Consider the following 11,727-nt stretch of genomic DNA (forward strand, 5'->3'; position numbering starts at 1 on the left):
CCGCTCGTGCATCCGCGTGACCATGGCGATCCGCGCCTCGGCGGCCTTGGTGGGGCCGTAGGTGGTGATCAGCGTCGCGTCGCCGGTCCGCTGCATGCGGGTCAGCGGGTCGGACTTGAAAGTCGAGTGCTCCCAGACCCCGGTGCGCACCCGCGGCTCGGCCAGCTCCAGGATCACCGCCGCCACCCCGCCGACCGCCAGCGCGATGGGGTTGGCGTGCACCCGCCAGGCCATCGAGCCCGGCCCGAAGAAGCCCGGGTCGCCCTTCGGCTCCAGGTAGTTCACCTTGCCGCCGCTCATGGGCGAGTTCGGCAAGCGGCTCCAGGCAGTTTGGCCGATGTCCTCGAGCGCGCTCATCGCCTCTCCTTCCTCACAACCCGAGCACCAGCCGGGCGATGATGTCTCTCTGGATTTCGTTCGACCCGCCATAGATGGAGGCGGCGCGGTCGTTCAGATAGCGGGCCATGACAGTGAGGCTGTGCTCCGGGCCCACGGCGGGGACGTTAGCGTCAGGCCCCCGCGCATCGGGCTGGTCCACGGCGGCGTAGGCGCCCGCCGCGTCCACCGCCAGTTCGTCGATACGCTGCATCGCCTCGGACCCATTGATCTTCAGCATCGAGGCCGCCGAGCCGGGGTTGGCGCCGCTCGCCAGCGCCGACAGCACCCGCCGCTCCGAGATGTCGATCGCCTGGACCGCAATCTCGGCTTCCGCCAGCCGGCGGCGCCAGGCCGGGTCGTCGAGATCCTCCGCCTCGGCGAGCGCCCCGGTCCGGCCGAGCGCCACCTGCAGGCCGGGGGCGGCGCCCCCGCCACGCTCGAACTCCAGCAGGTACTTGGCGACAGTCCAGCCTTGGTTCTCCCCGCCCAGGCGGCCGGCCTTGGGAACGCGCACATTGTCGAAGAAGACCTGGTTGACCTCGTGCTCGCCGGCCAGGGTGACGATCGGCTTCACGGTGATCCCGGGGCTGGTCATATCCAGCAGCAGGAAGGTGATCCCCTGCTGCGGCTTGCCCTCGAAACGCGTCCGCACCAGGCAGAACATTCGGTTGGCGAACTGTGCGTGGGTGGTCCAGATCTTCGAGCCGTTCAGCACGTAATCGTCCCCGTCGCTCTCGGCCCGAAGCTGCAGCGCCGCCAGGTCCGAGCCGGCGCCCGGCTCGGAATAGCCCTGGCACCAGTAGTCCTCGCCCGACAGGATGCGCGGCAGAAGCTGCGCCTTCTGCTCGACCGTGCCGAACCCCATGATCGCCGGCCCGACCATGCGAAGCCCCATGGGCGCCAGGTTCGGCGCGCCGGCCTTGGCGCATTCGGCGGCGAAGATGTAGCGCTGCACCTCGCTCCACCCCGGCCCGCCATATGCCCTGGGCCAGCTGGGCGCCGCCCAGCCGCGGGCGTGCAGGATCCTCTGCCAGGGCAGGCTGTGGCGCGGATCGGTGAAGACGCTGGTCGCCCGCTGGCCGGCGCGCTGCAGGTCCGGCGTCAGCGTCTCCGCCAGGAAGGCGCGGACCTCGTCCCGGAAGGCGAGGTCCGCCGGCGTCAGCTCGAGGTCCACGCCGCCTAGAACCGCGACCTCAGCGTCACGCCCCAGGTGCGCGGCGCGCCGAGGAAGGCGGCGAAGGTGCCCGACTGCAGCGGCTGGTCGACGACCACCTGGTAGTAGTCCTCGTCGGTCAGGTTCTGGGCGAACAGCTCCAGCGTCCAGCGGTCGTCCGCCGCGCCCACGCCGATCCGCCCGTTCCAGAGGGTCAGCTCCTTCTGGATCTTGAGCGGGTCGAGGTTAGAGCCGGTGTTGTAGGCCGATGTGTAGCGGCCCGAGAGGCTGGCCCTCAGTTTCAGGTTCGAGCCCATCTCCCGCTCGTAGGCGCCCGACCAGGACACCGACCACAGGGGTGCGTAGGACAACCGCGAGCCCGGCAGCCTCGGCCCCACGCCCGCGCCGGGCACGAAGTCGCCGTACTGGGTCACCGCATAGGTCGCCCCGCCGGTGAAGGTCAACCCGTGGATGGGCGTTCGCCAGACTGCGTCCAGGTCGACGCCCTTGGAGGTCACCTCCGGGATCGAGGCGACCACGAAGCTGATGCCCGTGAAGGTGTTGAGCTGGAAGTTTTCGAACGTCTGGTGGAAGGCCGCGGCGTTCAGGATCAGGGCGTTGTCGAACAGCTGGCTCTTCGCGCCTACCTCGTAGGCGTCCACCGTCTCGGCCGGGAAGCTGGTGTCAGGGTTGATCACCCCTGGCGCGAACCTCGCCCGGTCGAGATTGAAGCCGCCGCTCTTGTGGCTGGACGCGTAGGAGACGTAGGCCATCAGATCGGGGTTGAAGCGGTAGCTGACCTTCACCGTGCCGCCGAGCCGCTCCTCGGTCCGCTCCTGGCGCGTGTCGGCGTTGTCGAAGGCTGGGTCGGAGCCCGGCGCGCAGAGAGCCGCCCGCGCCGCCGCCGGGATCGGCCGCACGATCGCCGCCGCACAGGCCGCCCCCGGGGCGGTGTTGCGATACTGGGCGAAGACGTCCTTGGTGTCGGAGGTGTAGCGCAGCCCGAAGGTGACCTCGAGCGCCTCGCTCACGTGCCAGGTGTTGTTGGTGAACAGCGCCCAGCCGCGGCTCTCGTGATCAAACCGGTCGTAGGCGCCCTCCCCTGGCCGGTAGTTGGTCCCGGCCGGCAGACCGGTCAGCGCCGACACCGCGGTGGGGCTGGCGCCCTGCGACAGCAGCAGGCTGAAGTAGGTCTCGTAGGAGGTCCCGTAAGGGGTGAAGGCGCTGGTCTTCAGCCGCTCGTCGGAGAAGAAGCCGCCGACCATCCAGTCGAGCGGTCCGGCGACGCCGGCCACCCGCAGCTCCTGCGAGAACACCTCGAACTCCGAAAAGGTGCGTCCGTCCTCGGGCCGGTACCAGATGTCCGCGCTGGAGAAGTCGATGTCGTTGGCCTGCCGGTTCAGCCAGTCGCGCCAGGCCGTGATCGAGGTCAGGGTGATGTCATCGCTGATCTCCCAGTCGGCCTGCAGGGAGAGGCCCTTGTCCTCGATCTGCTGGTTGGACTCCCGGTTGGCGTGGGCCAGGCGCCGGAAGGGATCGGCGGGCCGCAGCAGCCCCTCGTCCGCGGCCAGGGCGTCGATGATCGCGGCGGTCGGCCCGGGGATCGTGATCACGTTCAGGCAGCAGTGCTCGTCACGCTGGGTGAAGTCGGCCAGGAACCGCAGGGTCAGGGTCTCGCTCGCCCGCCAGAGCAGCTGGCCGCGGACGGTCCAGACGTCCTGGTCGTCGTTGTCCGGCTGGCGGCTAGGCCCGGCCCCGTTGCGCACGTCATAGAAGCCTTCGCGCACCCGCTTGGCGGCGAAGATCCGCCCCGCGAGCGTCTCCGACAATGGCCCGGTGAGGCTGATCGAGGCGCCCTTGGCGTCGTAGTTCCCCGCCGTCAGCTCGGCGGCGCCGCCGAACTCGAACTGAGGCAGCGCCGTGATGACGTTAATGACCCCGGCCGAGGTGTTCTTGCCGAACACGGTCCCCTGCGGGCCCTTCAGCACCTCGATGCGCTCCACTTCGCCCAGGTCGTTGAACGCAACGCCGCTGCGAGCCCGGTAGACCCCGTCGATCACGGTGCCCACCGAGGACTCCAGACCCGGATTGTCGCCGATCGTCCCGACGCCCCGGATGCGGATCGAGGTCTGCGCGCCGCCGGTGGATGAGGTGACGGAGAGGCCGGGAGCCAGGACCTGCAGGTCCTTTACGTCCTTCACGCCCGCGTCCTGCAACTGCTCGCCGGTGACGACGGTCACCACGATCGGCACGTCCTGCAGGTTCTGCTCGCGCTTTTGCGCGGTGACGATGACCGTCTCCACCTCCGTGTCGGCCTGCGCCAGCGCGGGCGAGCCCGCGCCCGCCAGAGCGACGACGGCCGCGGAGGCCCACCAGTTGCGGAGCCTCATGGTCTTCCTCCCATCCGCCCGTTCGCCGGGCGCTGATCCTTGGCCGCCCGCGCCGGGCGACGAAGGCAGCTTGCGGAGCGGCGCCGCAGGTAACAAGCTATCGGAAGTGATAGGGGGGCTGCCGGCCGCACATGGTCGAACAAGCCGAGCCGTGCGATCTGCTCGCAATCGCCGACCGTCTCGCGCGTGAGGTCGCGCAAGTCGGCGCCGAGATCGGCCTGCCTTACAACGCCGCCTCCGCCGACATCGGCGATCCGGAGCCGATGCGGGGCGTCGACGGGCGGCCGTTCGCGGTCACCACCTTCCGCTGGCTGGACCCGGACCTGCGCTATTGGGAGGACCGCGGCTTCGCCCTGCGCTCAGTCTTCGTGCACGCCTCGCGCAGCTGCTCCGAGCCCTTCTGGTTCCGGGCCGGGCGGTTCGGCTCCTGGCGGCCCAACGGCGCGCTGCGCGCGCTCGAGGCCGATGGGCCGATCGCCAGCGGCGTCGGGGCGGCGATCGTCGCTCCGGCCCACCTGCCGGGCGGCATCATCGGCGCGGTGGTCTGGGCGAGCCCGGATCCAGAGATCGACGTCCAGCATGTGTTCGCCGCCCATGCGGAGCGGCTGCACGCCCTGGCGCTGCGCTTCATCGGCGCCTACGACGAGGCCGCAGGCGGCCTGCCTGCCGCCGTGCCCGTCCGCCTCACCCGGCGCGAGATCCAGTGCCTGAAGTGGGCCGCCGCCGGGAAGACCGACGGAGAGATCGGCGGCATCGTCGGCATCTCCCTCCCCACTGTCCGCTTCCACCTGGGCAACGCCGCCCGCAAGCTCGGGGTCGCTGGCCGCTCGCAGGCTATCCACCACGCCGCCGCTCTCGGCTACATCGGCGCCGAGCCGAGGCCGCGCCCGGCGAACGCGGCCGACCTCAGCTGAACTCGTGCGCCGCTTCGGCCAGCAGCTCGTCGCCCGGGCCGTAGGCCAGGAGGCGCAGCTTGTGGACGCCCTCCTCCTGGCCGGCCGTCAGCCACACCAGCTCCTGCGCGGCCCGGGCGGGCAGCGCTTCGGCCAGCGCGGCCTCGACGGCGCAGAGCAGCGGCATGCCGGCCGGGCTGGCCACCGAGGCCTCGACCCGTCGGGGTCGGTCCGGAGCTAGGCTCAGCACGAAACGCCGCGTGGCGGCGGCGATCTCCTTCAGCGGCGGGCTATGGGACATTGACGTTCTCCGTGGGTCGGCCCGGCCGGACACGGCATTGAAAAACCCCGTCTCCTGGCGGAGCGGGGTTGAAGTCCTTCAGATCTCTGCGGCTGTCAGCCCGCGCGCGATCGCCCCCGTCCGGTATGGCCGGTGGTAATCATCATGGTCGCAGCGGTGTCGCGCAGGCGGCGCATCCGACGAGCTTCCCTCAGGGGCTGACCGGCACACTCTATTCCAACGCGGCCCTCTCGCCAAGCTGGCCGGCCGGACGGGCCGTTCCTGTGGACCTACACCCCGCCCAGCCGGGCGAGATCCTCCGGGGTGTTGGCGCTGGCGAAGGGGTCCGGCTCCGGCGCGCCCCAATCGACCAGGCGCAGGCCCGCCGCCTCGGCGAACCCACGCAGGGACCGGCCTCCCCGGGCGGCGTAGGCGGCGAGCGGGGCGGCCAGGTTCGCGCGCCAGAGCGCGCAGGTGGGCTGCCACTGGCCGTGGCTGACGGCCATGGCGACGCCATCGCCCGGCTCGAGCGCTGCGCCGAGCCGCGCCGCCAGCTCCTCCGGGACCAGCGGAGCATCGCACGGCAAGGTCACGACGGCCTGGGCCCCCGCGTCGTGCGCAAACGAGATGGCCGACGCGAGGCCGGCGAGCGGGCCGGCCAAGCCCGGATCGTCGATCAGCAGCGGGACGCCGGCCGCGCCGGCCTGCTCGGGCGAGCGCAGCGCGACCGCCACGGTCGGGGCGAAGCCGCGCGCCTTGCGCAGGGCATGCTCGAGAAGGAGCTCTCCCCGCCAGGCGCGCAGCGGCTTGTTCCCGCCCATGCGCCGCCCCTCGCCGCCGGCCAGCACCACGGCCGCCAGGCGCAACCCCGCCTCCCGCTCCTCCAAATCCTGCTCCTCCGTACAACTACTTACGCGCAATCCCGGAATATGCGCGCGCCGGCTCGGGCCCTACCTCTTCCGCCTACCGGATCGTCGCGCCGACTCCGGGAGTTGGCTAGGTTGCCTCGCAACCGGGGACGGCGGCCCTTCACGTGTTCGAGCGACGCACATCATCGAGAGGACCGGTCCGCCGTCCGCTGACCGGCTATGCCTTCGCGCTCGCGGCGACCCTGGCGACCGCGGCCCTGCGGCTGCTGCTCGACGCCGAGCTGCAGGACCAGGCCCTGTTCCTGCTGTTCGTGCCGGCGGTGGCGATCAGCGCGGCCGTCGGCGGGCTCGGGCCGGCGCTGGTGGCCACCGGCGTGGCGCTGGCGGCGCTCGCCGCCATCACCGGCTCGTTCCTGCTGACCGACAGGGTCAGCACCCTCGCCTTCCTCTCCATCGGGCTGGGGGCAGGGATCGCCGGCGAATACCTGCGCCGCACGGTCGCCCGCCGCGAAGAGGCGCTGCAGGAGCTGCGCCAGCGTGAGGCGCACCTTCAGTCGATCCTCGACACCATTCCCGACGCGATGATCGTCATCGACGAGAAGGGGCTGATGCAGTCGTTCAGCGCCGCCGCCGAGCGGCTGTTCGGCTGGACCGCCGCCGAGGCGGTGGGGCGCAACGTCAGCATGCTGATGCCTGGCCCCTACCGGGAGGAGCACGACGGCTACCTGCAGCGCTATCTGGCCACCGGCGAGCGTCGGATCATCGGCATCGGCCGCGTGGTGGTGGGCGAGCGCCGCGACGGCTCGACCTTCCCCATGGAGCTGGCGGTGGGCGAGATGCGCTCGGCCGAGCGGCGCTACTTCACCGGCTTCGTGCGCGACCTGTCGGAGCGGCAGGCCACCGAGCGGCGGCTGCAGGACCTGCAGTCGGAGCTGGTGCACGTCTCGCGCCTGACCTCCATGGGCGAGATGGCCTCGGCGCTGGCCCACGAACTCAACCAGCCGCTGTCGGCGATCGCCAACTATGTGAAGGGGTGCGTGCGGCTGATCGACGGCGGGCGGGGCGATCCGGAGAAGCTGAAGGGCGCGCTCAACCAGGCGGGCGAGCAGGCGCTGCGGGCCGGGACCATCATCCGCCGGCTGCGCGACTTCGCGGCCCGCGGCGAGGTGGAGCGGCGCATCGAGAGCCTGCCGCAGCTGATCGAGGAAGCCGGCGCCCTGGCCCTGCTCGGGGCCAAGGAGTACGGCGTGCGGGTCCGCTACGACCTCGACCGCCGCGCGGACCTCGTGCTGGCCGACAAGGTGCAGATCCAGCAGGTGGTGCTGAACCTGATGCGCAACGCCGTCGACGCCATGCAAGAAGCGCCCCTGCGCGAGCTGCGGGTCGCGACCCGCCCGGCGCCCGACGACATGGTCGAGATCATCGTCTCCGACACTGGCCCCGGCATCAGCCCGCAAATCGAGGGTCAGCTGTTCCAGCCCTTCATCACCACCAAGAGCCAGGGCATGGGCGTGGGGCTGTCTATCTCGCGCACCATCGTCGAGGCGCACGGCGGCCGCATCTGGGTCGAATCCAACTCGGGCGGCGGCGCCGACTTCCACTTCACCCTGCGCGCCGCGCGCCTGGAGGAGCTGAGCGACAGTGACTGAGCCCGTTGTGCACGTGATCGACGACGACCCGGCGATGCGGGAGTCCCTCACCTTCCTGCTCGACAGCGCCGGGTTGACCGCGGCGACCTACGAGTCCGCCGTGGAATTCCTGGCGGCCGGGGATCCGGCCCCCGGTTGCATCGTCAGCGACGTGCGAATGCCGCAGATGAGCGGGCTGGAGCTGGTACGGCGGCTGAAGGAGCGCAGCGTACCGCACCCCGTGATCATGATCACCGGCCACGGCGACGTGCCGCTGGCCGTGGAGGCGATGAAGGCCGGAGTCGTCGACTTCCTGGAAAAGCCCTTCGACGACGAGGCGCTGCTGGCCGCCATCCGCGCGGCGATCTCCAGCCGGGGCCGTCAGGCCGAGGAGGAGGACGAGCGCCGCCGCTTCCACGCCCTGCTCGAGCAGCTGTCGCCGCGCGAGACCGATGTGCTGCGCGGCATCGTCGCCGGCAAGCCCAACAAGGTGATCGCCTTCGATCTGGGGATCAGCCCGCGCACGGTGGAGGTCTACCGCGCCAACGTCATGACCAAGACCGGCGCCGGCAGCCTCTCAGAGCTTGTCCGCATGGCGCTGCTCGCCGGCTTCTGAGCGATCACGGCTGCGGCGGGCGACCCCTTCCGGCAAACCGAGGATGCGCTTGGCGATGATGTTGTTCTGGATCTCGTAGGAGCCGGCGAAGATGGTGTTGGCCTTGCCCGACAGCCATTCGCGCACGCAGGCCAGCTCCCCGGCGGTGAAGGCCTCGCCCTCCCAGCCGAGGCCCTGGGCGCCCATGGCCTCCACCAGCAGCTCGGCGCGCTCCTGGACCAGCAGCGAGGAGACGTTCTTCAGGATCGAGGTCGCCGCCGTGGGCCCGCCGCCGGTCGCCTCGGCGATCGTGCGCTGCATGGTGAGGTTGAAGGCCTGCCGCTCCATGACGTGACGCACGAGCCGCATGCGCAGGTCGGCGTCGGCCAGCCGGCCGTGGACGTCCCGGCCGACGTACTCGGCGACCACCTCCTCGATCGGGCGCTGCTCGGTGGCCCGGCGGGGGGCGTCCTCGTTGCGCTGGCGCTCGTACTGCAGCAGCCGCTTGCCGACCGTCCAGCCGCCGTTCAGCTCTCCGACCAGGTTCTCCTTGGGCACCTTCACGTCGGTGAAGAACGTCTCGCAAAAGGGCGAGCGGCCGGCGATCAGCAGGATCGGCCGCACCTCCACGCCCGGCGAGCGCATGTCGATCAGCAGGAAGGAGATGCCGTCGTGCTTGCGGGTGGGATCGGTCCGCACCAGGCAGAAGCACCAGTCGGCGTACTGGGCGCCGGAGGTCCAGATCTTCTGGCCGTTGACGAGGAAATGATCGCCCTTGTCCTCGGCCCGGGTCTGGAGCGAGGCGAGGTCGGATCCGGCGTTCGGCTCGGAATAGCCCTGGCACCAGCGAGTCTCGCCGCGGGTGATCGGCGGGATGTGCCGCTGCTTCTGCGCCTCGGTCCCATATTCCAGCAGGGTCGGGCCCAGCATCCGCACGCCCATGGACCAGCCGATCGGGTTCCAGGCGCTGACTTTGCGCATCTCCTCGCGCAGGACCCGGGCCTCCTGGGGCGTGAGCCCGCCGCCGCCGTACGCCTTGGGCCAGGTGGGCGTGCCCCAGCCCTGGGCGCACAGGCGCGCGCGCCAGAGACCGAAATCCGCCTCGTCCGGCTCGGCCTGCCCCGACTGCGGCGCCCGCCCGGCCAGCACGCCGGGGAAATTGTCCTGCAGCCACGCCCGCGCCTCGAGCCGGAAGGCCTCCAGCGCATCGCGAGTCGATAGTGGCGCCTGCATCTGTCCATCCTGTTCCGCTGGGGCAGCCTTCCTATAGTAATTAGTGTGAATGTCATCAAGTGAGCGGCGACAGAGCCGGCTTGAGCATTCGTTGAGCCAGGCCGCGACACGGCTATGCTGGCGGGGAAAGGAGGGCCGCATGCGCGCCTCGCCGCCGACGGAACTCACCCGCGCCGAACTCTTCGAGCGGGTCTGGCGCGAGCCACTATCCAAGGTCGCCGGCGAGCTGGGCGTCAGCGCAAGCGGCCTGGCGAAGATCTGCGACCGGACCGCCATCCCCTACCCTACCCGCGGCCACTGGGCGAAAGCGAAGGCCGGGCGGGCGCCGCAGCCCCCTTCGCTGCCGCCGGCGCCCCACGGCGTGGGCGAGAAGGTCCCGATCGTTCCGGGACGGTCGGTCACCCGCCGCCCCCGCGCGCGGCTCGCCTTCGAAGACAGGCGCGCCCACCTGCTGGACGTGGCCGCGCAGATCATCGTGCGCGAAGGCATTCACGCGCTCACCATCAAGCGGCTGGCCCGGGAAGCCGGGCTGACGGCGCCGCGGGCCTACCACTTCTTCCCGGCCGTGGACGACCTGCTCGTGGAGCTCGCACGCCGCGAGCTGCAGGCCGTGCGCGCGGCCCAGGTCGCCCAGGTCGAGACCGCCAGCCGGCCCGCCGACCGCCTGCGGCTGTCGACCGTCACCTACCTGCGCCAGGTGGCCGAGCGCGGCGTGCTGCTGCAGACCCTGCAGAGCGCGCCCGCCGTGCGCCGCGGGCTACGCCGCGAACAGCGGGCCCTGCGCGCCGCCAACACCGCCATCGTCGCTGACCGGTTCAGCCGCAGCCACCGCGTTCCCGACGATGTCGCCCGCGCCGCGACCACGGTGCTGACCAGCCTGGTTCTGCGGGCCGGACGCCTTCTGGCGCGCGGGCGGCTCGACCTGCCGGTGGCCGAGGCGCTGGCCGCCGACATCGTCGAGACCGGCAACCGGCGGCTAGCGGCGCGCTTCCGCCCCACGGCGTCGGGCGGCGTCGACGACGCCTAGGACGAGTTCGCGGCAGACCTCGGCCCCGCGCGCCTCGTCCAGCTCGCCCTGGTAGACCAGCCGCCCGCACTCCTCCGGCAGGGTCATGCCGAGGCTCACGCAGGCGATGCACTCGCCCAACGGAAGCTCGAACTCGCGCCGCAGGCCCCGTGCGAACCGACGGGCGATCCGCCCCTGCACCGCCGCCGTCCGCGGCGAGAGCCGCCCGGCCATGAACCGGTCGCGCAGGATGATGTGGATCACCGGCCCGGTCTGGACCACCTGCCGGAAATAGAGCTCGGCCGCCGCGGTCGCCGCGTCCGCCAGGTCGGCCCGCCGCGCCGCCGCGTCCAGCCCGGCCGCGAGCAGCTCGTCGAATCCGCGCTCCACCAGCGCGTTGTAGAGGTCGTGCGGCTCCGGGAAGTAGCGGTAGACCAGCGCCTTGCTCACCTTGGCCGCGTCCGCCAGCTCCTGCACGCCGATGGGCAGGAACCCCTGCTCCAGCACGAGTTCGGAGGCGACCTGCAGCAGGGTCTCACGCCGCTCTTCCGGCGCCAGCCGGCGGCCCCGCCGCAGCCGCTTACGGACCGCGGTCACGCGCGCGCCAGCCTCAGGGCGAAGGTCCGGCAGGTGCTCATCGGCCTCGGGTCGTCGATCATGGTTCAACGCAACCTTTAGACCGCCCCCGGACTTGAGGCGAGCTTGCGCAGGTTCTCCTCGTGGGCGCTCTTGTCTAGGCGGAAGGCGAACAGGGTGGCGATGGCCGCGAGGTAGAGGGTGATGACGATCGGCAGGTAGACCGCCGCCATGTTGCGGATCACTTCCGGGTCCACCTGGCCGGGCTTGGCGTCCTGCGGGAAGCCGACGAAGGTCAGCAGGAGGCCCGAGGTGAACACCCCGAGGCCGGACACCGTCTTCTTCAGCAGGCTGTCGGCGGAGAACAGCAGGCCTTCCGAGCGCCGACCGGTGCGCACCTCGCTGTCCTCGACGACGTCGGCCAGCATGGAAGAGAGCAGGATGCCGGTGGTCAGCGCCGCGGTCCCCTGGAACACGCTCTCGCCGATCATGATGTAGAGCAGCGCGTCCGAGCCGTTCGGCGGCATCAGACCTGCAAGGCGCAGTGCGATCGGGGCGGAGGCCAGCGTCAGCGAGATCGTCCAGACGATCAGCGCCCCGCGCTTCTTGCCCAGTGTGCGCGAGACGATGGGGGCGAGCGTGACCCCCAGCGCCGAGGCGACGATCCCGCCGCCGGTGATCAGCGCCAGCTGGTCGGGCGTGAACTCCCAAAAGTAAGCCTCGAAA

12 protein-coding genes are annotated in these 11,727 nt (G+C 71.2%); 4 read left to right on the plus strand and 8 right to left on the minus strand.

The annotated features are described in order from the left end of the window. The 3 genes from VHK87_RS00865 to VHK87_RS00875 all read right to left on the minus strand — a co-directional run. A partial coding sequence (locus tag VHK87_RS00865; RefSeq protein WP_329633006.1) for an oxygenase MpaB family protein occupies positions 1-357 on the minus strand: 357 nt, incomplete at its 3' end. Positions 358-370: 13 nt separating this feature from the next. Next, on the minus strand, positions 371-1,552 hold the full coding sequence (locus VHK87_RS00870; RefSeq protein ID WP_329633007.1) for an acyl-CoA dehydrogenase family protein: 1,182 nt from the start codon (positions 1,550-1,552) through the stop codon (positions 371-373). A gap of 5 nt (positions 1,553-1,557) precedes the next feature. Continuing rightward, positions 1,558-3,921, minus strand: coding sequence for a TonB-dependent receptor (locus VHK87_RS00875; protein WP_329633008.1), 2,364 nt, complete (start codon positions 3,919-3,921; stop codon positions 1,558-1,560). Between the two features lie 131 nt (positions 3,922-4,052). Here VHK87_RS00875 and VHK87_RS00880 point away from each other — a divergent pair, with 131 nt between their 5' ends. Then, positions 4,053-4,835, plus strand: a complete 783-nt coding sequence (locus tag VHK87_RS00880) for a helix-turn-helix transcriptional regulator (protein ID WP_329633009.1) — start codon at positions 4,053-4,055, stop codon at positions 4,833-4,835. Here VHK87_RS00880 and VHK87_RS00885 read toward each other — a convergent pair. Both VHK87_RS00885 and mobA read right to left on the minus strand, forming a co-directional pair. Further along, positions 4,828-5,115, minus strand: a complete 288-nt coding sequence (locus tag VHK87_RS00885; protein ID WP_329633010.1) for a hypothetical protein — start codon at positions 5,113-5,115, stop codon at positions 4,828-4,830. The genes VHK87_RS00880 and VHK87_RS00885 overlap by 8 nt on opposite strands. Positions 5,116-5,384: 269 nt before the next feature. Next, positions 5,385-5,960 (minus strand): molybdenum cofactor guanylyltransferase, encoded by a 576-nt coding sequence (gene mobA / locus VHK87_RS00890; protein WP_329633011.1) that lies wholly within the window; start codon positions 5,958-5,960, stop codon positions 5,385-5,387. Positions 5,961-6,127: 167 nt separating this feature from the next. Between mobA and VHK87_RS00895 the strand changes: the two genes are divergently transcribed. Next, complete coding sequence (locus VHK87_RS00895) at positions 6,128-7,612, plus strand: PAS domain S-box protein (RefSeq protein ID WP_329633012.1); 1,485 nt, start codon at positions 6,128-6,130, stop codon at positions 7,610-7,612. After that, positions 7,605-8,207 carry a response regulator FixJ gene (gene fixJ / locus VHK87_RS00900; protein WP_329633013.1) on the plus strand — a complete coding sequence of 201 codons (603 nt, stop codon included), beginning with the start codon at positions 7,605-7,607 and terminating at the stop codon, positions 8,205-8,207. The genes VHK87_RS00895 and fixJ overlap by 8 nt, the downstream gene beginning before the upstream one ends. On the opposite strand, the gene VHK87_RS00905 is transcribed toward fixJ, so the two are convergent. Further along, entirely contained in the window at positions 8,169-9,419 is a 1,251-nt protein-coding gene (locus VHK87_RS00905; protein WP_329633014.1) for an acyl-CoA dehydrogenase family protein, read from the minus strand. The two genes, fixJ and VHK87_RS00905, sit on opposite strands and share 39 nt — an antisense overlap. 139 nt (positions 9,420-9,558) lie before the next feature. Here VHK87_RS00905 and VHK87_RS00910 point away from each other — a divergent pair, with 139 nt between their 5' ends. Continuing rightward, entirely contained in the window at positions 9,559-10,446 is an 888-nt protein-coding gene (locus VHK87_RS00910; RefSeq protein WP_329633015.1) for a TetR/AcrR family transcriptional regulator, read from the plus strand. Here the strand turns inward: VHK87_RS00910 and VHK87_RS00915 are convergent. Together VHK87_RS00915 and VHK87_RS00920 are read right to left on the minus strand one after the other, a co-directional pair. Further along, positions 10,396-11,022 (minus strand): TetR/AcrR family transcriptional regulator, encoded by a 627-nt coding sequence (locus VHK87_RS00915; RefSeq protein ID WP_329633016.1) that lies wholly within the window; start codon positions 11,020-11,022, stop codon positions 10,396-10,398. The two genes, VHK87_RS00910 and VHK87_RS00915, sit on opposite strands and share 51 nt — an antisense overlap. Before the next feature lie 77 nt (positions 11,023-11,099). Further along, positions 11,100-11,727 (minus strand): MFS transporter (locus VHK87_RS00920; RefSeq protein ID WP_329633017.1); only part of this gene is annotated, 628 nt, incomplete at its 5' end.

This window comes from Phenylobacterium sp. (assembly GCF_036263695.1).
Taxonomy (GTDB): Bacteria; Pseudomonadota; Alphaproteobacteria; order Caulobacterales; family Caulobacteraceae; genus Phenylobacterium.

Bases quoted from the DNA above. Each gene is read 5' to 3' on its own strand.
- VHK87_RS00880 (WP_329633009.1), top strand. From the start codon at position 4,053: ATGGTCGAACAAGCCGAGCCGTGCGATCTGCTCGCAATCGCCGACCGT.
- VHK87_RS00910 (WP_329633015.1), top strand. From the start codon at position 9,559: ATGCGCGCCTCGCCGCCGACGGAACTCACCCGCGCCGAACTCTTCGAG.
- VHK87_RS00875 (WP_329633008.1), bottom strand. From the start codon at position 3,921: ATGAGGCTCCGCAACTGGTGGGCCTCCGCGGCCGTCGTCGCTCTGGCG.
- VHK87_RS00885 (WP_329633010.1), bottom strand. From the start codon at position 5,115: ATGTCCCATAGCCCGCCGCTGAAGGAGATCGCCGCCGCCACGCGGCGT.
- VHK87_RS00905 (WP_329633014.1), bottom strand. From the start codon at position 9,419: ATGCAGGCGCCACTATCGACTCGCGATGCGCTGGAGGCCTTCCGGCTC.